General features: G+C 66.7%; 20 protein-coding genes. 11 read left to right on the top strand and 9 right to left on the bottom strand.

Translation table 11 applies throughout. The features are described from left to right. Positions 1–3 precede the first annotated feature (3 nt). The 5 genes from QOL57_RS13865 to QOL57_RS13845 all read right to left on the bottom strand — a co-directional run bounded on the left by QOL57_RS13865 (position 4) and on the right by QOL57_RS13845 (position 6,735). The gene (locus QOL57_RS13865; protein ID WP_089236188.1) at positions 4–1,608 is read right to left on the bottom strand and encodes a glucoamylase family protein; all 1,605 of its coding nucleotides are present in this window, start codon (positions 1,606–1,608) and stop codon (positions 4–6) included. Between the two features lie 235 nt (positions 1,609–1,843). Next, positions 1,844–4,900, bottom strand: a complete 3,057-nt coding sequence (locus tag QOL57_RS13860) for a TonB-dependent receptor (protein WP_089236189.1) — start codon at positions 4,898–4,900, stop codon at positions 1,844–1,846. 76 nt (positions 4,901–4,976) lie between these two features. Then, entirely contained in the window at positions 4,977–5,999 is a 1,023-nt protein-coding gene (locus tag QOL57_RS13855) for a LacI family DNA-binding transcriptional regulator (RefSeq protein ID WP_089238008.1), read from the bottom strand. A gap of 164 nt (positions 6,000–6,163) precedes the next feature. Then, a complete protein-coding gene (locus QOL57_RS13850; protein ID WP_089236190.1) occupies positions 6,164–6,439 on the bottom strand; it encodes a BolA family protein in 276 nt (91 codons plus the stop codon). Beyond that, positions 6,436–6,735, bottom strand: a complete 300-nt coding sequence (locus QOL57_RS13845; protein ID WP_089238010.1) for a YciI family protein — start codon at positions 6,733–6,735, stop codon at positions 6,436–6,438. The genes QOL57_RS13850 and QOL57_RS13845 overlap by 4 nt, the downstream gene beginning before the upstream one ends. Before the next feature lie 372 nt (positions 6,736–7,107). On the opposite strand from QOL57_RS13845, the gene QOL57_RS13840 reads away from it, so the two are divergent. Genes QOL57_RS13840 through QOL57_RS13825 form a run of 4 tightly spaced genes read left to right on the top strand, consistent with a single transcriptional unit; the run spans position 7,108 to position 11,375 of the window. Next, entirely contained in the window at positions 7,108–8,013 is a 906-nt protein-coding gene (locus tag QOL57_RS13840; RefSeq protein ID WP_089236191.1) for a ScpA family protein, read from the top strand. 13 nt (positions 8,014–8,026) lie between these two features. Next, complete coding sequence (gene scpB, locus QOL57_RS13835) at positions 8,027–8,899, top strand: SMC-Scp complex subunit ScpB (RefSeq protein ID WP_089236192.1); 873 nt, start codon at positions 8,027–8,029, stop codon at positions 8,897–8,899. After that, positions 8,892–10,622: a pseudouridine synthase gene (locus QOL57_RS13830; RefSeq protein ID WP_089236193.1), complete on the top strand. Its 1,731-nt coding sequence runs from the start codon at positions 8,892–8,894 to the stop codon at positions 10,620–10,622. Before scpB ends, QOL57_RS13830 begins: the two co-directional genes overlap by 8 nt. 27 nt (positions 10,623–10,649) lie before the next feature. Further along, the gene (locus tag QOL57_RS13825) at positions 10,650–11,375 is read left to right on the top strand and encodes a hypothetical protein (RefSeq protein ID WP_141134212.1); all 726 of its coding nucleotides are present in this window, start codon (positions 10,650–10,652) and stop codon (positions 11,373–11,375) included. Between the two features lie 64 nt (positions 11,376–11,439). On the opposite strand, the gene QOL57_RS13820 is transcribed toward QOL57_RS13825, so the two are convergent. Next, positions 11,440–12,228, bottom strand: coding sequence for a helix-turn-helix transcriptional regulator (locus QOL57_RS13820; protein ID WP_089236195.1), 789 nt, complete (start codon positions 12,226–12,228; stop codon positions 11,440–11,442). Between the two features lie 90 nt (positions 12,229–12,318). On the opposite strand from QOL57_RS13820, the gene QOL57_RS13815 reads away from it, so the two are divergent. After that, positions 12,319–13,446 carry an MFS transporter gene (locus tag QOL57_RS13815; RefSeq protein ID WP_089236196.1) on the top strand — a complete coding sequence of 376 codons (1,128 nt, stop codon included), beginning with the start codon at positions 12,319–12,321 and terminating at the stop codon, positions 13,444–13,446. Between the two features lie 194 nt (positions 13,447–13,640). Then, entirely contained in the window at positions 13,641–13,808 is a 168-nt protein-coding gene (locus QOL57_RS13810; RefSeq protein WP_244900637.1) for a hypothetical protein, read from the top strand. Here the strand turns inward: QOL57_RS13810 and QOL57_RS13805 are convergent. The 3 genes from QOL57_RS13805 to QOL57_RS13795 all read right to left on the bottom strand — a co-directional run bounded on the left by QOL57_RS13805 (position 13,795) and on the right by QOL57_RS13795 (position 16,307). Further along, entirely contained in the window at positions 13,795–14,232 is a 438-nt protein-coding gene (locus QOL57_RS13805) for a hypothetical protein (protein WP_089236197.1), read from the bottom strand. The two genes, QOL57_RS13810 and QOL57_RS13805, sit on opposite strands and share 14 nt — an antisense overlap. A 105-nt stretch (positions 14,233–14,337) precedes the next feature. Next, complete coding sequence (locus QOL57_RS13800; RefSeq protein WP_089236198.1) at positions 14,338–15,144, bottom strand: amidohydrolase; 807 nt, start codon at positions 15,142–15,144, stop codon at positions 14,338–14,340. A gap of 14 nt (positions 15,145–15,158) precedes the next feature. Then, positions 15,159–16,307: a pyridoxal phosphate-dependent aminotransferase gene (locus QOL57_RS13795; RefSeq protein WP_089236199.1), complete on the bottom strand. Its 1,149-nt coding sequence runs from the start codon at positions 16,305–16,307 to the stop codon at positions 15,159–15,161. A gap of 143 nt (positions 16,308–16,450) precedes the next feature. Between QOL57_RS13795 and ccmA the strand changes: the two genes are divergently transcribed. The 5 genes from ccmA to QOL57_RS13765 all read left to right on the top strand — a co-directional run bounded on the left by ccmA (position 16,451) and on the right by QOL57_RS13765 (position 21,212). Further along, complete coding sequence (gene ccmA / locus QOL57_RS13790) at positions 16,451–17,152, top strand: heme ABC exporter ATP-binding protein CcmA (protein ID WP_089236200.1); 702 nt, start codon at positions 16,451–16,453, stop codon at positions 17,150–17,152. Continuing rightward, a complete protein-coding gene (gene ccmB / locus QOL57_RS13785; RefSeq protein ID WP_089236201.1) occupies positions 17,149–17,844 on the top strand; it encodes a heme exporter protein CcmB in 696 nt (231 codons plus the stop codon). Before ccmA ends, ccmB begins: the two co-directional genes overlap by 4 nt. Positions 17,845–17,887: 43 nt before the next feature. Next, positions 17,888–18,652 carry a heme ABC transporter permease CcmC gene (gene ccmC, locus QOL57_RS13780; protein ID WP_089236202.1) on the top strand — a complete coding sequence of 255 codons (765 nt, stop codon included), beginning with the start codon at positions 17,888–17,890 and terminating at the stop codon, positions 18,650–18,652. Positions 18,653–18,830: 178 nt separating this feature from the next. After that, on the top strand, positions 18,831–19,292 hold the full coding sequence (ccmE, locus tag QOL57_RS13770) for a cytochrome c maturation protein CcmE (protein ID WP_089236204.1): 462 nt from the start codon (positions 18,831–18,833) through the stop codon (positions 19,290–19,292). Next, complete coding sequence (locus QOL57_RS13765) at positions 19,293–21,212, top strand: heme lyase CcmF/NrfE family subunit (RefSeq protein ID WP_089236205.1); 1,920 nt, start codon at positions 19,293–19,295, stop codon at positions 21,210–21,212. The last annotated feature ends 6 nt before the right edge of the window (positions 21,213–21,218 follow it).

The following is a 21,218-nucleotide window of genomic DNA, read 5'->3' as shown; positions in this document are numbered from 1 at the left end:
TTGTTACTTCCCCTGGCCGGTGTTGCGGTTGGCATTGTTTTTCTGTTCCTGCGCGGCGGCCGCACGTGATTCAGCGATACCGACCGCACGTGCCGCCGCGGCCTTCTCATCCTTCTGCAGCTCCAGCGGCTGGAAGGAGCCTTCCGGCGCCAGCCAGCCACCACTGAAGCCCGCCCGTTCCAGGCCCTTGCGGATGTACGGGTTCTTCTTCATCACATCCCAGACGAAGTCATTGCGGTAGTTGGCGATCATGGTCAGGATCGGGCCCTGGTCGATGGCGATGTAGTCGCTGGCGACCCAGCCGCGATCAGGCACCACGCGCCCGGTCTTGATCGGGATGTCGTAGTTGAAACTGGGATTGAACGAATCCAGGAAGCCATAGCTGGAGTAGATGTAGTCGCCGTAGCGCTTGTGCATCTCCAGCGTGGCCGGGATCACTTCCTCGGGCGCGAACACGACCGAGGAGATCGCCGCGGTTGGCGCGATCGTGCCGTCATCGAAATTCTCGCGCAGGCCTGCGCCGCGCGAAGAGTAATGGCGGAACTGGCGCTGCTCGCCGCGGTATTCCTGGGTGGTGTTCTGCGGACCATCGCTGGCGGTCAGGCCCCACACGTTCTCGCCGTACTCCTTCCAGTTCATCGGATTGGCGATGGCGTACTCACGCTGGGCCAGCGCGGCCGAACGGCTGTTGAGGAAGTAGGTGCTGCCACGCTCGCGCATGTAGGCATCCTGGATGTCGCGGAAATCGATCCAGACGTGGCTGTACTGGTGGCCGAACAGCGGGCCGAAGGACAGGTATTCCTGGCCCTGGTAGACGCCCCAGTCGTTGTCGTAGGTCCGCGTCCATACCGTCCACGCATCCGGACTGACCGGATGGCTGGGCGAACCCAGGGCAAGGATGTAGACCATCATCGCCTCGTTGTAACCCATCCAGTCATGGTCGATGAAGCCGTTCTCGGGGAACCAGCCCATCGAGATCAGCGGCGCACGCTGCTGCAGCCACGGCCAGTCGACCTGCTTGTACAGGGTGTCGGCGATCTGCCGGATTTCCTTCTCGCGCGGATCGTCGCCGTCGTAGTACGACTGCGCGAACAGCACGCCCATCATCAGCAGCGCGGTGTCCACCGAGGACAGTTCCACCCAGCTGTCGTAGCGGCGCCCTTCCTGCATGTCCAGGAAGTGGTAGTAGAAACCCTTGTAGCCGGCCTTGCCGGTGCGCTGCGGGCCCATCGGCACGTCGCGGAAGAACTTCAGGGTGGTCAGGGTGCGGTCGATCGCCTGGTTGCGGCTGACCCAGCCGTTCTCGATGCCGATCGGATACGCGGTCAGGGCGAAGCCGACCGAGGCGATGCTGGCGAACGGCCGCGACGGATAACGGTCCGGGGTGAGGCCGTTGATCTCGTTGGTGGTATCCCAGAAGAACTGGAAGGTGCGGCGCTCGAGGTCATCGAACAGTGGCGGCAGTTCGGGCTTCATCGGCCGAGGCGGTGCGTCCGCCTCGATCAGGATCACCGGCGGGCGCGGCTTGGCAGGCTCCTGCTGGGCCGGTTTGCAGGCGGCGATGGCCAGGGTCATCGCAGCGGCGGTCATCAGGTGGCGTGCCTGCATGGCGCGGTTCCTCCGGTGGGCTGATCGATGAAAGAGCATAACGTCCAATGACCTGAAATCGTTTACAAAGTGCGGCCTTAAAAAACCACGGAAACGTGGTCGATGACACCGCGGTCATTGCCCACGCCATTGCCCCCTGCCTGGCAATGGCGTGGGCAATGGACCAGCCCGGAGGCCGGCCATTGCCGGTGCCGCCGGCGAACCGGCGGCACCATGTTGCATCAACTGCCTGTGATCAGAAGCGGAAGCCCACTTCGGCCTTGACCTGACGCGGCGTACCAATGATCTCGCCGGTCTCGTTGTAGCTGGCCTGCAGCTTGCCGTTGGTCTTGACGTAGTTGTAGGTGGAGAAGTTGTCGAAGTTGAACACGTTGATGATGTCGATACGCGCGTACAGCTCGGTATCGCCCGGCATCTTGAACGTCTTCGTCGCCTGCAGATCCACCGAACGGTAGCCGAAGATCTTGCCGCCCAGCAGGAACTTGCCATTGGCGTTGGGCACAGCCGCCTGCGGCGTCGGCAGGTTGTAGCCGCTGGCCTGCGGCACCGGGTACCAGTCGTTGACGGCGGTCGGGGTGGCCAGGGTGATCTTGCCGCCGAAGGTGATGCCCCAGAAGCCCGCGTACGAACCGGTGACCACCAGGCGGTGGCGCGGCGCGCCGTTGGAACGGATGGTCGGGTAATCGCCGATCAGACCGCGGTCAAAGGCGTACTTCTCGTTGATGTCGCGGTTGTGGCGCGCGGTCGTCCAGGTGTAGGCGATCGAGGTGCCCCAGCCGCTTTCCTGGGTGAACGGCTTCTGCGCCGACAGCAGGATCTGGGTAGCGCGGGTCTTGATGCCCTGCTGGCCGATGATCAGGCTGCCGAAGCCCGGCACGTTGCAGCTCCAGGCCTGGCTCAGGCCCGGGTCGGTGCCGCCGCACAGGCGCGGGTCATCGAAGAACTGGCCGGTCGGGTAGCGGTTGCCCAGGGTGAAGGCGAACCCGTCGTAGCTCAGCGTGCGGGCGATGGTGGCATCGGTCAGCCAGTCACCGATCTGGTTGCTCATGCCCAGGCTGAACTGATCCGAATACGGAGCCTTCAGCTTGTTGTTCAGCAGATCGACTTCCAGCCCCGCATTGCTGGTCGAGCCGACCAGCGACTGCAGGTTGCCGATGCCGTTGAGCAGGTTCGGGTTCCAGTCATAGCAGGCAGCCTGGCCGTTGATGCAGGTGCCGGTAGCCGGGTTGCGGAAGTAGATCGTCGGCTGCGGCAGGGCCAGCTTGGTGGTTTCCAGCTGCAGGTTGTCGAACAGGTCGCGGTCGTAGGAACGGCCAGCACCACCGTGGATCACGTGCTGCTCGTCGGCGTTGATGTCATACGAGAAGCCCAGGCGCGGCTGCCAGGCATCCTTGAACGCCTTGCGGTTGTGGCCGTTGCTGATGTAATCGCTGATGTCCAGGCCGCCCAGCGCCAGCGAATCGGCGTAGGTCTGGCCAGCGGGGCCGCGCGGATCCTGCGAGTAGATCGCGTCGACCACCTGCTGCGGGGTCACGAAATCCAGGTAGGACGGAGTCTTTTCGTAGTCCCAACGCAGGCCGATGTTCAGCTGCAGATGGTCGTTGACCTGCCAGTCGTCCTGGATGAACACGCCGTACTGCTTGGACTTCGAACGCACTTCGCCGGACACGCCCGACACGCCGGTCACCGGCTTGACGAACTGCGCCTTGTACGGAATGGAATCCGGGAAGTCCGGATCGCCCAGGCTGTAGGTGAAGGTCGGGTTGATCTGCGCCGCATCGGAGGCGTACAGATCGATCGCCTTGTACTTCACGCCCATCTTGATGGTGTGGTCGCCGGCCCACTGTATGCCGTCCAGGGTCAGGTTGTCTTCGATCGACCAGCCCTTCTGGCCCTTCACCTGCGAATCCAGCGCCGAGGCGCCACCAATCTTCACCACGGTGCGGTCTTCGGTGCCGTCCGGTGCGGTGTAGGTAATGCCGTTGGCCAGGGTCAGCGGCGTCGGGTTGTTGAACGAATCTTCGTGGGTGACCATCATTTCGTTGTAGTAACGCTCGCCGCTGTGGTTCCAGCGCAGGGCGTAACGACGGTCGGTGTTGACTACTTCACGGCCGGCTTCCGGCGAGGTCTGGCCACTGAACTGCGACTGGGTTTCATCGCGGTCCTGGAAGGTCAGCTCGATGCGATCGTTGTCGGTCGGCTCGAAGTCGATCTTGCCGAAGATCAGATCCTGCTGGAACGGCTGGCTGGCCGGGCCCAGGCCGGCGGCGCCGATGGCCGGCAGCAGGCCGGCAGCACCGGTGACCGCGCCGTCCGGCGCGATGGTGACCGGCAGGTCGAAGCGCTTGGCTTCATAGGTGACGAAGAAGTGCGCCTTGTCCTGGATGATCGGGCCACCCAGCGCGAAGCCGTATTCCTTCTCGGCCGAGACCATCTTGTCCTTGCCGCCCTGGCGCTCGGCCGGGGTCTTGGCGCGCATGTCCTCATCGGTGTAGCGGTAGAACGCCTCACCCTTGAATTCATTGGTGCCGGACTTGGTGGCCGCGGTCACTGCAGCGCTCGACACCTGGCCGTACTCGGCCTTGTAGTTGCCGCTGATGACCTTGTATTCGCCGATGGCCAGCTGCGGGAACGGGTTGCCGGCGCTGCCAGACTGGCCGGCCACGCCGCCGCCCTTGACGTAGCTCTTCTGGCCCACGCCGTCGATGTAGACGTTGGTACCGTCGGCATTGGTGGCGCCGCCGCGCAGCGAAGTGTTGCCCTTGGCATCACGGGTGAAGATCAGGCCCGGCACCGCGTCGGCGAACTCGAGGAAGTTGCGCGACACCTGCGGGGTGGTCTGGATCTGCTGCAGGCTGACGGTCTTGCCGACTTCGGAGGTACGCACTTCCTGCAGCAGGGTCGGCGCAACAACGTTGACGGTGTCCAGGTTGGTGGCGGCGGTCGTACCGGTGCCACCGGCGGCGGCGCCAGCAAAGTTGAGCGTCGAGGTCGAGGCGACGGTGACGGTGACCTTCTGCGTCTGGCCGTTGGCCACAACGTCATAGGTGCCCGGGTCCAGGCCCATCAGCGAGTAGCTGCCATCGGCGCGCACGGTGCCGCGACGCACGGTTCCAGTGGCGACGTTGGTAGCGGTGACTTCGGCACCGGCCTGCGCGCCGGACACCTGGCCGCGCAGGCTGGCGTTGGCCGACTGCGCCATGACGTTGGGAGCGGCGGCCAGCATCAGGCAGCTGACCAGGGCGGTGCTCAGCAGCCGGCGCGCCGGCGTGCGGATCGTGGAATGCATCATCAACTCAATCTCCGGGTGGCGGTGACCGCTTGCGCGGCACCTGCGATCAATCAAAAAAGAAGGAACGCCTCTGGCTTCAATGGCCGGATGGCGGAGTGGTGGAATCGCGAACAATCAGGCGCGGGACCAGGGTCTGTTTGTCCCCTGTCCCATCCGTGGAGGTGCCGTCCATCAACTGCAGCAAGCGCGACATCGCCCGATCGCCCAGTTCGGCGATGCTGACCTGCATGGTGGTCAGCGACGGGTGGACGAAACGCGCAAGCGGAATGTCATCGAAACCGGCCAGGGCGACATCGGAGGGCACATGGACACCTGCCTGCGCGAAGGCATACAGGCAACCCAGGGCCATCATGTCGTTGGCGGCGAATACGGCATCGGGCAGCGTGCCGGCTGCCAGCAACTCCTGACCGGCGCGATGGCCGGAAGCTTCGTCGAAATCACCGGGCAACTCGATCCCCTCGGCGCCACCGCCAAAAGCCGCCAGCGCATCACGGAAGCCGCGCAGGCGCTCACGCGCGTCGAAGTTGAGGTCCGGGCCAGAAATGAATGCAATGCGCCGATGGCCGGCGTCGAGCAGATGGCGGGTCATCGCCATCGCCCCGGCGTGGTCATCGATGCTCAACACCGGATGGTCCTGCCCAGGCAGGTAGGTGTTGATGAGTACCGTCGGCAATGCCTGCGGCAGGTTGTCGGTCAGGAACCCCGGGCTCTCGGCATAGGGTGAGAGCACCAGCAGACCGTCGACCCGGCCGCGCATGGCACGCAGGGCTGCGCCCTGCTGCTCCTGGTCGCCGTGATAGCTCGACACCAGCAGGTGCTGGCGCCGGCTGCGGGCGACGTTGTCGATGCCACGCATCAGTTCGGAGAAGAATTCGCCGTACAGGTCTGGAAGCACCACGCCCACCGTATTGGTGCGGCGGCTGCTCAGGCTGCGGGCGGCGGCGTGCGGGGTGTAACGCAGCCGTGCGGCCACCTCCAGCACAAGCTGGCGGACCGGTTCGGCGACATTTTCATGCCCGTTGAGCGCGCGCGAAACGGTGGCCACAGAGACCTTGGCTTCACGGGCGACGTCCTTGATTGTTATGGCTGCTTTGTTCACGAAGCCGCCCTCCACGGCTTGGATCTACCAGCAATGGCGCGGAATGTAAGCGTTTCCATCTGCGCTTGTAAACAGTCCGTTAGGCGAATGTCCCTAAACGGACACAGAAATCTGTCCTTGGCAGGCCCCTCGACGGACCTGCCAGGACAGCTCGGGACAGGGTTTCAGCCCTGCTCTGACGGGGTGTGTGCGCGTATGGACAACGCGTGGATGTCGGTTTCCATCAGGGTGCCCAGCGCCGCGTAGACCGCGCGATGACGGGCCAGCGGAGCCATTCCCGCGAAGCGCTCGCTGACCACGTGCACGTTGAAATGGCCACGACCATCGCGCGCTCCGGCGTGGCCTGCATGGCGATGGCTGTCGTCTTCGATCTCAAGCACGCTGGGGGTCAGCGCTTGCTGCAGCGCATCACGAATCTGCTCGATCCGTTTCGCGTTCACGGCAGCACCTTGCGGAACGGACGCACCTGCACCCGCACGTAGACGCCTGCGGCGACGTAGGGGTCGGCATCGGCCCAGGCCTGGGCCTGCGGCAGCGAGTCGAAGCTGGCAATCACCACCGAGCCACTGAACCCTGCCGGGCCCGGGTCTTCGCTGTCGATCGCCGGACACGGCCCCGCCAGAAGCAGGCGGCCTTCATCGCGCAGTGCGGTCAACCGCGCTAGGTGCTCGGGCCGCGCCTGCAGCCGCTGGGCCAGTACATCCTGGCCGTCGTAACCTTCAATCACATACCACACCGGCATTTCCTCGCTCGCGTTGCTGGTAAAGCGATTCTAGCCAATCCCGCCCCCTGCCCGGCCTCGGCTGGACACTGGCGCGGCAAAGGCTTACCCTAGCAACCATTGCACGTGGCTGGATGCAGCAGCCCGTCGGTTTTTGCGGCCAACGCAGCCCCCGACGACCGACCCGCTGCTTCGAACCGGTCCACACGACCGGGCCCCGTAGACGACCTCCCGTAGTCCTGTCGCTGCCGTGTCCTGCGGAGCGTCCTGTTTTTTGATGTGTGGAACCGCGCCGAGACAGGCGCGCCTGGTGTCCTGGCGGTCCGTGGCAGTTGCCCGGTATGCCAGCTGCCGCGACTGGTCCGTTGCAATCCTGATCTCCATTAGATGACTTCCGAACTCGCGCTCGACGCGAACACGCCAACCCGGCCGCCCGCCCCCCAGCAGCAGGAAATGCCGCTGGCCGTGGTGCATGGGCAACCGGTCCTGCAGATTCCGCAGGACCTGTACATCCCGCCGGATGCGCTGGAAGTCATCCTGGACGCCTTTGAAGGACCGCTGGACCTGCTGCTGTATTTGATCCGCCGGCAGAACCTGGACGTGCTGGACATTCCCGTGGCCGAGATCACCCGGCAGTACGTGGAATACATCACCGTGATGCGCGAGCTGCGCTTCGAGCTTGCCGCCGAGTACCTGGTGATGGCGGCGATCCTGGCGGAAGTGAAGTCGCGCATGCTGCTGCCCCGTCCCCCCAGCGTGGAGGGCGAGGAAGCCGATCCGCGTGCGGAGCTGGTGCGACGCCTGCAGGAGTACGAACGCTTCAAACAGGCCGCCGAGGATATCGACGCCCTGCCCCGGCAGGACCGTGACACCAGTGTGGCGCATGCCTTCATGCCCGAGCGCGCCGCAGTGAAGCTGCCGCCGCCGGTGGACCTGAAGGAAATGCTGATGGCGCTGCACGACGTGCTCAAGCGCGCCGAGCTGTTCACCGGCCACGCGATCAAGCGCGAGGCGCTGAGTGTCCGGCAGCGCATGGGCGAAGTGCTGGGACGGCTTGAAGACGGCAGGTTCTACCGTTTTGAAAACCTGTTCACCGCCGAAGAAGGCAAGCTGGGCGTGCTGGTCACGTTCCTGGCCGTGCTGGAACTGGCCAAGGAGCAGCTGCTGGACCTCGTACAGGAAGAACCGCTGGCGCCGATCTATGTGAAGTCCCTGGCCGCCGGCAACACCAATGCCCCGCTGCAGTTCAGCAGCGAATTCGACGACAACGACGCCGCCAATGAAAACGAGTGAGCGCTGACTGCCGATGGATCAAACGCTGATCAACCGCATTGTCGAAGGTGCGCTGCTGGCCTCCAGCCAGCCGCTCACCCTGGCCCAGCTGAAGGACCTGTTCCCGGAAGATGAGCCGGCGCCGCCGGGCAGCATCGAACGTGCACTGGAACGGCTGCGCGAGAGCTGCCAGGACCGGGGCGTGGAACTGGTGGAGGTGGCCTCCGGCTTCCGCTACCAGGTGACTGCCGAAGTACATGGCTGGATCAGCCGGCTGTGGACCGAACGCAAGACCCGCTACACCCGCGCCACCCTGGAAACGCTGGCACTGATCGCCTACCGGCAACCGATCACCCGTGGCGAGATCGAGCAGGTGCGCGGCGTGGCGGTCAGCAGTAACATCATCCAGGCGCTGGAAGAGCGCGAGTGGATCCGCGTGGTCGGCCACCGCGACGTACCCGGCAAGCCGGCCCTGTTCGGCACCACCAAGGGCTTCCTGGACTACTTCGGGCTGAAACGCCTGGACGAACTGCCGCCCCTTTCCGAGCTGAAGGACCTGGGCGACCTGGAACCGCAGCTGGCGCTGGATCGCGACGCCCCCCTCGCCGCCAGTGCCGACGGCCCGGACGTGAGCGCCGACCCGGATACCGCTGCAAATGACGACGCCGGCATCACCGCTGGCGACACCCCTGATTCTGCCGACGCACGTCCTGCGGCGGCCGACGATGAGCAAGCACCTTCGCCCTCCGATGATGGGCACCCCGATTCCGCGCCGGGCGAGCGCGCGGTGACAGTGAACGAACGCGAAGACAACGCCGTCGCGAAGACGACCGTGGCTGTTGACCAAGCCGATTCCGAACCAGAGGCCGACCTCGAAACCGTCGGCCGGAGCAAAACTGATGAGTGACACCCCCCGCAAGCCCTCGTTGAACAAGCTTTCGCTCAAGCGCGAAGCCACGTCCGAACAGTTCAAGCTGGAAGAACGCCTGCACAAGGTCCTGGCCCAGGCCGGCCTCGGCTCGCGTCGTGCGCTGGAACAGCGCATTGCCGAAGGCCTGGTCAAGGTCAATGGTGAAGTCGCGCAGACCGGCATGTCGGTCAAGAGCGGCGACAAGATCGAGCTCGACGGTCGCGGCTTCGTCGCCACCGCGCTGGCCGAGCCCTCGCGCGTGCTGGTCTACAACAAGCCGGAAGGCGAAGTGACCACCCGCGAAGACCCCGAAGGCCGCCCGACCGTGTTCGAATCCCTGCCGGCGCTGAAGGGCGCCCGCTGGATCGCCGTCGGCCGCCTGGACATCAACACCACCGGCCTGCTGCTGGCGACCACCGACGGGGAGCTGGCCAATGCCATGATGCACCCCTCGTTCGAGGTCGAGCGCGAGTACGTGGTGCGCGTGCGTGCCCCGGAAGGCGAGGACAAGGTGCCTGACGCCGTCGTCGACCGCCTCACCCGTGGTGTCGCGCTGGAAGATGGCCCGGCCAAGTTCGATGAGATCGAACGCATCGGCGGCACCGATTCGCACGACTGGTTCCGCGTCGTGGTGAAGGAAGGCCGCAACCGCGAAGTGCGCCGCCTGTGGGAATCGCAGGGCTGCCAGGTCAGCCGCCTCAAGCGCACCCGCTACGGCAAGGTCAGCCTGCCGCGTGAACTGGCCCGCGGCCAGTCCGTCGAACTGCCGGGCAGCCAGGTCGAAGCGCTGCGCGCCGAACTGAAGCTGGAAGAAGGCGCGCCGTCGGCCCTGACCCTGCAGCCGGTGATCGGCCAGCGTCGTGCCGCCAAGACCACCGTGCGCGTGCGCGAAGGTGGCCGCGGCAACGCCTACGTCAACGGGCACAACACCGCTGATGAAGGTCGCGAACTGCGTCGCTTCGACAACGTCCGCGAAGACCGCGGCCGCGGTCGCGGCGGCAAGGGTGGCGGTGGTTTCAAGGGCGGCCTGACGGTCAGCGGTGAAGCCGCAGCCAAGCAGTCGCAGCGCCCGTTCAAGCAGCGCGCGCCGAAGAACGACCGCTCGCTGCCGGAAGGCAACCCGGCTGCATTCCGTACCTGGTACGTGCCGGATGGCGTCAGCACTGGCCCGAGCGGCCATCGCAATGCCGGTCCGGGCGCACGTGGCCCGGGTGCCCGTGGTCCGGGCGCAGGTGCAGGCGGCCAGGGCCGTCCGTACGGCAAGCCGAAGGGTCCGGGCGCAGGCGCCGGTGGCGGCCAGGGTCGTGGCGGCTACGGCGGTGAAGGTCGCGGTGGCTACGGTGGAGAAGGACGTGGTGGTGCCGGTGGCGCCGGCGGCCAGGGTCGTCCGGCCGGTGCGGGCAACCGCTCGCAGGGCCAGGGCAACAAGCACCCGTACGGCCATCCGGGCAATGCGCCGAGCTTCCCGTCCGATCACGCCAATCCGGGCTTCAGTCCGTACGGCAGCTCGCGTCCGGCCGGCAACGGTCGTCCGGGCGGCAATGCGAATGCACGCCCGGGCGGTAACCGTGGTCCGGGTGGTCCAGGCGGTAATCGCGGTCCGGGTGGCCCCGGTGGCAACCGTGGTCCCGGCGGCCCGGGTGGCAACCGCGGCCCGGGTGGCCCCGGCGGCAACCGTGGCCCGGGTGGCCCGCGTCGCAGCGGTCCGCGCGGCGGCTGATCTCCACCTTCAATGAAGGACACAGCGATGACACGGATGTTGTCCCTCGGCGCCCGCATCGGCGCCGTTCTGGTGGCTCTGTTGCTGGTCGGCGGCTGCGAACGCGCTGCCGACCGGCTCAAGCAGGAAATCGCCGCAACGCAGAATCCCTGGCCGAAATCTTCGGCCCTGCACGATCCGGCCGACCGCATGCTGCGTCGGCTGATCGTCGATGAGCGCTATCTCACCCGCATCAAGCAGGCCGGCAGCAAGGACAAGGCTGCTGTAGCCGGTGCACAGCTTGCACTGGATGGCATCGGCCGCCTGCCCCGCCCCATGCTGGAGCGGCGTGCGCAGCTGCTGGCCGCAATGCTGCGCGGAATGCCGGTAGAGAAATGCGCACTGATCGCCCGCGCCACCACGGCGTCGGACATTGCGCAGGTAGGCAGGACCTTGTTCAACGAACTGGAGAAGCGACCGTCGCAGGACATCGATTTCTGGTTCGAGATGAGCTATGAGGCCAGCCTCGCCGAGCTCGAACAGCGACCCACAAGCCCTGCCAGTGAACAGCAGATTGCCGAGGCGACCGAGGCCCTGCTCGCCTCGATGGCCGACGAAAGCACACGCGAGCGTGCCTTGGCGATACTGCCGCGGATGGACACCGCACCGGCTGCCGACGTCTGCTGGGCATCGCTGATGCTGCTCGATGCCGCATCCTCCACCGTGCCCGAACCGCATCGCGGCACCTTGGCCTGGCTGATGGCCCAGCAGTAGACACGGCGACGGAAGCCGGGCCCACGCGCCCGCTTCCCCGCGTTCGGCCGCGACCACTCCACGCTCACCCTGCCGCTCGACCGCTTTCCGCGCGCTGGAACGCCGCAGGCGTGGTCGCGACCATGCTGCGGAAGAAGGCGATGAACGGACTCTCTGCCGAGAATCCAAGTTCCAGCGCCACGTGCGCGACACGATGGCCGAGCAGCAGCAGTTCCATGGCCCGCATCAACCGCCATTGCTGGCGCCACGCCTGGTAGCCCATGCCGGTATCGCGTTGCATCAGGCGCCCGATCGTACGCACGCTCAGTCCGCTGCGCTGGGCCAGCTCGCCCAGTTCGGGCGGCAGCTGCTCGGCCACCGGCAGGCAGCGGGCGATGCGCGGGTCGCGCGGCAATGGCAGCTCCATCGGCTCCACCGGCGCAGCGGCAATCTCAAGCACGCACAGCGCCAGTTGATGCGCCGCTCGCGGCGCTTGCCAGTCATGTGCGAACGGCGCCTGCGCGATCGGCTCCAGCAGCGCCTGCAGCAGCGGACCGACACCAATGATTGCTGGCTGCTGCGGCAACTGCGCCGACAGCGTGGCATCGAAGTACAGCGACCGATAGTCCACCGCCTGTCGCATCTGCGCGCGGTGCAGCAGACCACCCGGAATCCACGCCGCGCGCGATGGCGGCAACAGGCTGATGCGATCGCCGAACGTCAGCCGCGTGCAACCGGCGCGCGTGTACAGCAGTTGCGAACGTGCGTGCTGGTGCCAACCGGAGTCATGCTCGGCCAGCGTGGCAGCGATACCGATCACCGGGGCGCTCCAGGCATCGGCATCGAAGCGAGCGTCGGGCTGCAGCCACGCCATGTCCGATTTCATCCATCTACTGTCGTAATCACTAGAGTGCGCCATCGACATGGCCACGACAATGCGTGCCCCTGTTTCCGGAGCGCGCCGATGTCACCTCGCCTGCTGTCCCTCACTATTGCGCTGCTGATGTTTCCACAGCTGGCGCAGACCCTGTACAGCCCGACGCTGGCCGATCTGGCGCAACGCTTCACCCTGCCGGCCAGCGCTGCCAGCCAGGCGATGAGCCTGTACCTGCTGGGGTTCGCGCTGGGCGTCCTGCTGTGGGGAAGGCTGGCCGACCGCGTTGGCCGTCGCCCCGCCCTGCTGGGTGGCCTGTCCGTTTTCGTGCTGGCGGCACTGGGCGGATTGGCGGCCGGCACGTTCGGCCAGGTGCTGGCTGCGCAGATGCTGGCCGCCCTGGGCGCCGCCGCCGCCTCGGTGGTGACCCAGACCGTGCTGCGCGACCACCTTGAAGGGCCCGCGCTGGCGCAGGCGTTCTCCTGGATTGGCATGGCGCTGGCGCTGAGCCCGGCGATCGGGCTGGCACTGGGCTCGCTGCTGGTCGCTGCCGATGGCTATGCCGGCGTACAGGCCGGCCTGCTGCTGATCGCTGCATTGCTGATGCTGGGCTGCGTAACCGGGCTGCGTGAAAGCCGGCCCGCGCAGATCGCGCCCGTACCGCTGCGGCCCCTGCTGCGGCAACTGCTGGGCGACCGTTGGATCTGGTCGCACGCGCTGCTGGTCATGGCCTTCAACGTGGCCATGTACAGCTGGTACGCGCTGGGGCCGTTCGTGTTCGCACGCCTGCACTGGCCGGCCAGCTGGTTTGGCGCCAGCGGTGCGGTGCTGGCGCTGGGTTCGGCGTTGGGCGCCTGGGCCAATGGCCGCCTGTTGCGTGCCGGCGTCCCTGCGTTGACGCGCATCCGCATCGCGGCATCGCTGGTACTGGCCGGTGGTGTCCTGGCCGCGCTGCTGCGCGGGCAACCGGTCATGGTGATGGCGATGCTGCCGGTCGTGGCGGGATTCGGCCTGGCCATCCCCAATGTGCTCGGGCAGGCACTACGCGGCTATGCACATTGCCTGGGCAGTGCCGGCGCCTTGTTCGGCCTGCTCTACTACCTGCTGATCGGCGCGGCGATGGCCGTCGTCGGCGCACTGCAGATGCTGGCGCCATCCATCATTGCCTGTGCACTGCTGGCACTGTGGTTGCTGCGTCCGCGGAGCGTATTGGCCTAGGAATTGCTGCAAACGCCCCGCACTGTGCGCCACTGCCGGAAACCGCGCGGCAGTGCTGGCTGATGCCGATGATCACCATCACCGCAGAACAGGCCCGCGCAAACGCTGACGCCGCCATTCGACCGATCGAGCAGTACTACAGGGATCTGGACAAATCGATCTAGGTCGGCTCGGAAAACGGCCGCCGTTACATCGTGTTCGGCTTCAACAAGGCACTGGCCAGCGAGCGCCTCGTCGACGGTGTCGTCGAGCAACTGCTCAAGAACCGCTTCAGTGTCGAACAGCTGCCCGGCGACGCCGAGCAGCACTACATCCGCATCAGCTGGGAAGCCGGGGCGCCCTCCCGCCTCAACGCCGGCTGATGGTGAACGCGGCGCCGTCCACGCCCAGGTCCCAGCCCTTGCCGGTGCCGGACAGGGCCAGCGAGATATCGCCCTTGGTCATCACCTGCGCGTTGCTGGACTTCACCGCACCGGCATGCGCGCCGACCGAGGCGTAGGTGCCCAGCAGTTCGCCGACGCTGCTGGCGCCGGTGAAGCTGCCACGGCCATCGGTGATCTTCGACTTGCCGACGGTCAGGCCGCCGCCCTTCAACTGGATCCGCACCGGCATGCTGGCGCCGTTGGTGCAGTGGATGGTGCCGTTGCCCGAGGCGGTCTTGTAGATCAGCGACCAGCCCGACAGGTTGTAGCGCAGCTGGCAATCGAGGTTGCCACCGGCCTGCGCGGTCGGGGCCAGGGAGGCGGCGGCCAGCGCCAGCAGCAGGGCAAACGGCTTGGTATTCATCGGCAGAAAGTCCACATCGGTCGGAATGTGGGCGAATCTAGCAGCGCGCGCGTGCACGTTCGATGCAGGCGCGCGCGGTGAAGCGGCAGGCGTTCAGCCGCCGTATCAGGCCTGTACATCCAGATGGAAGGTGTCGGCATCGAGCATCGCCGGGAAGCGTGCACGGTGCGAGGCCAGCGCTTCGGCCGAGATGGTGGTGGTCACCACCTGCTCGCGCTCGCGGATCTCCACCTGCGGCTGACCGAGGAAGTCGATGACCGCGCTGTCGCCGGCGTAGTGCAGCTGGTTGCCGTCCACACCTACGCGGTTGACCGCGGCGACGAAGCACAGGTTCTCGATCGCCCGCGCGCGCAGCAGGGTCTTCCACGCATAGGCGCGTGCCGACGGCCAGTTGGCGACGAAGATCTGCAGATCGAAGTCCAGTTGTTCGGCACGCTCGACGTTGTAGCGGTTGCGGCAGAACACCGGGAAACGCAGGTCGTAGCAGACCTGCGGATTGATCCGCCAGCCCTTCCATTCCACGCACAGGCGGTCGCGGCCGGCAGCATAGCGCTCGTGCTCGCCGCCGTAACGGAACAGATGGCGCTTGTCGTAGTACTGCAGGCCACCGTCAGGGGTGGCGAACAGCAGGCGGTTGTAGACGCCCTCGCCATCACGCAGCTGCACGCTGCCGATCACCGCCGCGTTCAAGGCCTTGGCCTGCTCTCGCACCCAGGCCACGGTCGGGCCGTCCATGCCTTCGGCCTGGGCGATGGCCTCGTTGGAAAAGCCACTGGTGAAGGTTTCCGGCAGGATCACCAGATCGGTGGTCCCGGCCAGCGGCGCCAGAAGCGCACCGTAGTAGGCGCGGTTGCCGGCCGGGTCGTGCCAGCGGGTGTCGCCCTGGACGAGGGAAATGCGCAGATCCTGCATGCTGTCTACTCCGCTCACAGTAGGCGCAGGCGTTCGATCGCCGCGTCCAGAGTGGCCTCGTTCTTGGCGAAGCACAGGCGCACCAGGCGCTGGCCGGCCGGCGCGGTTTCGTAGAACGGCGACAGCGGGATGGCAGTGACGCCCTTTTCGATGGTCAGCCACTTCACGAACTCGTGGTCTGGCAGGTCGCTGATGGCCGAATAGTCGACCAGCTGGAAGTAGCCACCCGGCACCGGCAACGCCTTCAGGCGGGTGCCAGCCAGCTGCTCGCGGAAGCGGTCGCGCTTGGCTTCATAGAAAGCGCCCAGTTCCAGGTGATGCTGCGGTTCGTCGCGGATCATCGCAGCAAAGCCGTACTGCGCCGGGCCGAAACTGGTGAAGGTGTTGTACTGGTGGACCTTGCGGAATTCGGTGGTCATCGCCGGCGGCGCCACCGCGTAGCCGATCTTCCAGCCGGTGCAGTGATAGGTCTTGCCGAAACTGGAGATGACGAAGGTCCGCTCGCGCAGCTCCGGGTAGCGCAATGCCGATTCATGACGGCGACCGTCGTAGATGATGTGCTCGTACACCTCATCGGAAATCAGGTAGATCTGCGTGCCGCGCAGCACATCGGCCAGCGCCTGCATGTCCGCTTCGTCCAGCATCGCGCCGGACGGGTTGTGCGGGGTGTTGACCATCAGCAGGCGGGTGCGCGGGGTGATCGCCGCACGCACGCGGTCCCAGTCGACGGCGAAGGTCTGCGGATCCAGCGGCACATGGACGGCCGTGGCGCCGGCCAGTTCGATCGCCGGTTCGTAGCAGTCGTAGGCCGGGTCGAGCACGATCACTTCCTCACCGGCACGCACCACGGCGTGGATGGCGTTGAAGATCGCCTCGGTGGCGCCGCTGGTGACGGTGATCTCGGTGTCCGGATCGATCTGCGCGCCGTACAGGTCCAGCGACTTCTGCGCGATGGCTTGGCGCAGCGGCGCCACGCCGGTCATCGGCGGGTACTGGTTCAGGCCGGCGGCCATCGCTTTGCTGGTTTCGTCGATCAGCCGCTGCGGCGCGGAGAAATCCGGGAACCCCTGGCCGAGGTTGACCGCGCCATGTTCGGCGGCGAGCTGGGACATCACGGTGAAGATCGTGGTACCGACCTTGGGCAGCTTGGTGTTCGGTTGCATCGGCCTGGGCTGTGGGGAAACAAGGGCTGGAAGTGTACGAAATCCCGACCCGGCCTGCGGCGCCGACGGTAGCGCCGGGTCATACCCGGCGGCTCTTTGCACATGCCACACCGATGGCAAGCCCCACCGCGTGCTCGCCGGGCATGGCCCGGCGCTACCGGGTCACATTCACCGCTACAATTGCCGCCGCACTCCCGCATGAAGACCCCTGCGCCTTGAACACCCCTGCATTGCTGGCCGCCAGCGGCCTGAGCTTCTCCCGCAATGACGAGCCGGTGTTCGGCCCGCTGGACTTCCACGTGGATGCCGGCGAAGCGCTGCTGGTGCAGGGCGGCAACGGTGCTGGCAAGACCACCCTGCTGCGCGTGCTGTCGGGCCTGGCCCGCCCGGGCGCGGGCCAGGTGCTGATCGACGGCAAGCCGGCCAGCAACGCCGAGCGTGCGCGCTATGTCGCCTACCTCAGCCACCTGCCGGCGCTGAAGCCGGACCTGGACACGCTGGAGAACCTGCATTTCCTGTGCGGCCTGCACGGCCGCCGCGCACGGCAGATGCCGGGCAATGCGCTGGCCATCGTCGGCCTGGCCGGCTACGAGGACACCCTGGTGCGGCATCTGTCGGCCGGACAGAAGCGGCGTCTGGCGCTGGCCCGCATCTGGCTGTCACCGGCACCGCTGTGGCTGCTCGACGAACCCTATGCCAACCTCGACCTGGAAGGCATCAACCTGGTCAACCGGATGATTTCCGCACATCTGCGCAGCGGCGGCGCCGCCCTGGTCACCACCCATGGCGCCTATGCGGCCCCGCCGGTACGTACCCGCCAGCTCGATCTGGGCGGTGAAGCATGATCGCGCCGGGCACTGAACCAGGCCTGTGGCAGACCGCCCGTGCGCTGGTGGCGCGCGACCTGCGCCTGCTCTGGCGCCGTCGCGGCGATGCGCTGCAGCCGGTGCTGTTCGCCCTGCTGGTGGTGGTGCTGTTCGCCCTCGCCCAGGGCCGCGACCCGCAGCCGCTGGCCGCTACCGCCGGTGCGGTGCTGTGGTTGGCGGTACTGCTGGCCGGGCAGCTGGCGCTGGATTCGCTGTTCCGCTCCGATGCCGAAGACGGTTCGCTCGAACAATGGCTGCTGGCGCCGGTGCCGCTGGCATGGCTGGTGCTGGTGCGGGTGCTGCTGCATTGGGCGACCACCGCCCTGCCGCTGATCCTGCTGAGCCCGCTGCTGGCGGAAATGCTGCATCTGCCGCATGACCAGCTGCCGATGCTGCTGGCATCGTTGCTGCTGGGAACACCGTTGTTGAGCCTGATCGGTGGCGTGGTCGCGGCACTGACCGTCGGCATCCGGCGCTCTGGTATTCTCGTGGCGTTGCTGTCGTTGCCGTTGTACGTACCGGTGCTTGTCTTCGGTGCCGGCAGCCTGGCGGCAGCCAGCCGCGGACAGGATCCGGTCGGTGCGCTGCTGATGCTGGGCGCCGGGCTGGTGATCGCCCTGGTGCTGGCACCGCTGGCCACCGCTGCTGCGATCCGTATTTCTCTGAGTTGACCGAGCTGAGAGCCAATCCACCCCTGCTGGATAGCCGCCACGCATGAATCCGATCGTCCGCTGGTTCCATCAACTCGGTTCGCCCCCGACCTTCGATCGTTTCGCCTCACGCTGGTCCCGCGTGTTCTACGCCGCGGCAGTTCCGGTACTGCTGATCGGCCTGTGGCAGGGCCTGTTCGTGGCGCCGCCGGAACAGAACCAGCACGATGCCTTCCGCATCATCTACATCCATGTCCCCAGCGCCTGGATGAGCCTGTTCGTGTTCGCGCTGATGGCCGCCTACGCTGCCATCGCGCTGATCTGGCGCATCAAGATCTGCGAGATCCTGGCGATGGCCTGTGCGCCGATGGGCGCCGGCTTCACCCTGATCACCCTGCTGACCGGCAGCATCTGGGGCAAGGGCACCTGGGGCACCTGGTGGGACTGGGACCCGCGCATGACCAGCGAGCTGATCCTGCTGTTCCTGTACCTGGGCGTGATCGGCCTTTACCACGCCATCGAAGACCGCCGCAGCGCCGCACGCGCTGCCGGCCTGCTGGCCATCGTGGGCGTGGGCCTGCTGCCGATCATCCGCTATTCGGTGGACTGGTGGGGCGCGCTGCACCAGCGCCAATCGATCAACGTGTTCGGCGAGAACGCCGTGCGGCCGGAACTGATCGCCCCGCTGTGGTGGATGGTGGTCGCCACCAAACTGTGGTTCGTCGGCTCGCTGCTGGCCAAGGCGCGTGCCGACAACATTGCACGCGAGGCCGGCAAGGCCTGGATCGGCGAGCGCTTCGGCACGGCGGACGGGGAGGCACGGCGATGACCCATCTGCCCTTCCTCATCGCTGCCTTCGCGGTGTTCCTGCTGGTGCTGGCCTGCGATGCCCTGGGCTCATGGCTGCGCCTGCGCAGCGCCCGACAGCTGGCGCAACGCCGCCAGCAGCGGCTGCAGGCGCGTGGCAACGCGGCGGCACAGGCCCCGCTGGCTACCGAGCTCAGCCGATGACGCCGGTACAGCGACGCCGCATGATCTGGGTGCTCCTGCTGCTGCTGGCCTCCGCGTTGGCGACCACCCTGGTCGCCTTCGCCCTGCAGCGCAACATCGCCTACCTGTACACACCTTCGGAAGTGCTGCGCGGGGACGTCGATGCGCAGTCGCGCTTCCGTCTGGGCGGCATGGTGGTGAAGGGTTCCTTCGATCGGCCCAGCGGCTCACTGCAGGCCCACTTCGTGGTCACCGACGGCGATGCGACGCTGCCGGTCAGCACCGACCGCATCCTGCCGGACATGTTCCGCGAGGGCACCGCGGTGGTCGCCAGTGGCCGCCTGCAGGACGGCATCTTCGTCGCCGACGAGGTGCTGGCCAAGCACGATGAGAACTACGTGCCCAAGGAAGTGGCCGACAAGATGGGCGATGCGCATCGCAAGCACGATGTGCCGGTCACGGCGCCCGAGGTGCGCTGAGTGCTTCCCGAATTCGGTCAGATCCTCTTGCTCTGCGCGTTGCTGGCCTCGCTGCTGCAAGCGGTGCTGCCGCTGGTCGGTGCGCAGCGCGGCAACGACGCATGGATGTCGGTTGCCCGTCCGGCTGCATTTGCCCAGCTTCTGCTGCTGGCTGGCGCCTTCGCCGTACTGACGGCGGCCTTCGTGCAGCAGGACTTCTCGGTGCGCTACGTGGCCGAGAACTCCAATTCACTGCTGCCGCTGATCTACCGCTATTCGGCGGTGTGGGGGGCGCACGAAGGCTCGCTGCTGATGTGGGCGCTGGTGCTGGCGCTGTGGACCGGCGCGGTGGCGCTGTTCTCGCGGCACCTGCCGGCACCGGTACAGGCGCGCGTGCTGGCGGTGATGGGCGTGGTCAGTGTCGGCTTCCTCGCCTTCCTGATCTTCACCTCCAATCCGTTCCTGCGCTTGAACCCGGTGCCGCTGGAGGGACGTGACCTCAACCCGCTGCTGCAGGACCCGGGGCTGATCATCCATCCGCCGATGCTGTACCTGGGCTACGTCGGCTTTGCGGTGCCCTTCGCCTTCGCCGTGGCGGCGTTGCTGGAAGGCCGCGTCGACGCACGCTGGCAACGCTGGACGCGACCCTGGACCAACGTGGCCTGGGGCTTCCTGACGCTGGGCATCGCACTGGGCAGCTGGTGGGCGTACTACGAACTGGGCTGGGGCGGCTGGTGGTTCTGGGATCCGGTCGAGAACGCCAGCTTCATGCCGTGGCTGGTCGGCGCGGCGCTGATCCATTCGCAGGCAGTGACCGAAAAGCGCGGCACCTTCGGCAGCTGGACGCTGCTGCTGGCCATCGCGGCGTTCGCGCTGTCGCTGCTGGGCACCTTCCTGGTCCGCTCCGGCGTGCTGACCAGCGTGCATTCGTTCGCCGCCGATCCCTCGCGTGGGCTGTTCATCCTGATCTTCCTGTCGGTGCTGGTGGGTGGCAGCCTGCTGCTGTATGCGCTGCGTGCGCCGCGGCTGGCCGTGGATGCCGGCGATCCGCGCCGCGGCTTCACCGCGACCTCGCGCGAAACCCTGCTGCTGGCCAACAACCTGCTGCTGGCCAGCGCCTGCGCGATGGTCCTGCTCGGCACGCTCTACCCGCTGCTGGCCGATGCGCTGTCGCTGGGCAAGATCTCGGTGGGTCCACCGTACTTCGGCAGCCTGTTCCTGCTGCTGATGGCACCGATGGTGATGCTGCTGCCGTTCGGTCCGCTGGTGAAGTGGCAGCGCGACCAACCCTCGCGCGCACTGGCATTGCTGCTGCCATGGGCGGGCCTGGCCGTGCTGCTCGGCGCCTGGGCCTGGTGGCAGGCGCCGCAGAATGGCTGGAAGGCAGGCATCGGCGTCGCGGCCGCAGCCTGGGTCGGCCTGGGCACCGCCCGTTTCGTCTGGCAGCGCCTGCGTGGCAATGGCCGCTTCACTGCCGAGATGCTTGGCATGATCGTCGCCCACGCCGGTGTCGCGGTGTTCCTGGCCGGCGCGCTGCTGGTGGAAGCACTGAACGTGCAGCGCGAAGTGGCGCTGTCACCCGGCCAGCAGGTGGTGGTCGCCGGCCACGAGGTGCGCTTCGAGGGCGTGGACCACCGCGAAGGCCCCAATTTCATCGCTGACCGCGGCCATCTGCGGGTGCTGCGCGATGGTCGCGAACTGGCCCTGCTGCATCCGGAGAAGCGCCAGTACGCCAGCGGCGGCCAGGTGATGACCGAAGCCGGCATCGATGCACGCCTCAGCGGTGATGTCTACGTGGCATTGGGCGAGCCGCTGGGCAACAATGCGTGGGCGGTACGGGTGCACATCAAGCCCTTCGTGCGCTGGATCTGGCTGGGCGCGCTGTTGATGGCCCTGGGCGGATTCATCGCCGCCGCCGATCGCCGCTTTCGTCGTCCGTAGGAGTTC

Origin of the sequence: Stenotrophomonas sp. yr243 (assembly GCF_900184195.1) — a bacterium.
In the GTDB taxonomy this organism is placed as follows: Bacteria; Pseudomonadota; Gammaproteobacteria; order Xanthomonadales; family Xanthomonadaceae; genus Stenotrophomonas; species Stenotrophomonas lactitubi.
Note: the sequence above shows the minus strand (reverse complement) of the source record. Positions and strands in the feature narration are given on the sequence as shown.

Excerpts from the sequence above, each read along its gene's own strand:
- QOL57_RS13865 (WP_089236188.1), bottom strand. The coding sequence starts at position 1,608 with ATGCAGGCACGCCACCTGATGACCGCCGCTGCGATGACCCTGGCCATC.
- QOL57_RS13860 (WP_089236189.1), bottom strand. The coding sequence starts at position 4,900 with ATGATGCATTCCACGATCCGCACGCCGGCGCGCCGGCTGCTGAGCACC.
- QOL57_RS13840 (WP_089236191.1), top strand. The coding sequence starts at position 7,108 with ATGACTTCCGAACTCGCGCTCGACGCGAACACGCCAACCCGGCCGCCC.
- scpB (WP_089236192.1), top strand. The coding sequence starts at position 8,027 with ATGGATCAAACGCTGATCAACCGCATTGTCGAAGGTGCGCTGCTGGCC.
- QOL57_RS13830 (WP_089236193.1), top strand. The coding sequence starts at position 8,892 with ATGAGTGACACCCCCCGCAAGCCCTCGTTGAACAAGCTTTCGCTCAAG.
- QOL57_RS13825 (WP_141134212.1), top strand. The coding sequence starts at position 10,650 with ATGACACGGATGTTGTCCCTCGGCGCCCGCATCGGCGCCGTTCTGGTG.
- QOL57_RS13820 (WP_089236195.1), bottom strand. The coding sequence starts at position 12,228 with ATGGCGTGGCTGCAGCCCGACGCTCGCTTCGATGCCGATGCCTGGAGC.
- QOL57_RS13815 (WP_089236196.1), top strand. The coding sequence starts at position 12,319 with ATGTCACCTCGCCTGCTGTCCCTCACTATTGCGCTGCTGATGTTTCCA.
- QOL57_RS13805 (WP_089236197.1), bottom strand. The coding sequence starts at position 14,232 with ATGAATACCAAGCCGTTTGCCCTGCTGCTGGCGCTGGCCGCCGCCTCC.
- QOL57_RS13800 (WP_089236198.1), bottom strand. The coding sequence starts at position 15,144 with ATGCAGGATCTGCGCATTTCCCTCGTCCAGGGCGACACCCGCTGGCAC.
- QOL57_RS13795 (WP_089236199.1), bottom strand. The coding sequence starts at position 16,307 with ATGCAACCGAACACCAAGCTGCCCAAGGTCGGTACCACGATCTTCACC.
- ccmA (WP_089236200.1), top strand. The coding sequence starts at position 16,451 with ATGGCCCGGCGCTACCGGGTCACATTCACCGCTACAATTGCCGCCGCA.
- ccmB (WP_089236201.1), top strand. The coding sequence starts at position 17,149 with ATGATCGCGCCGGGCACTGAACCAGGCCTGTGGCAGACCGCCCGTGCG.
- ccmC (WP_089236202.1), top strand. The coding sequence starts at position 17,888 with ATGAATCCGATCGTCCGCTGGTTCCATCAACTCGGTTCGCCCCCGACC.
- ccmE (WP_089236204.1), top strand. The coding sequence starts at position 18,831 with ATGACGCCGGTACAGCGACGCCGCATGATCTGGGTGCTCCTGCTGCTG.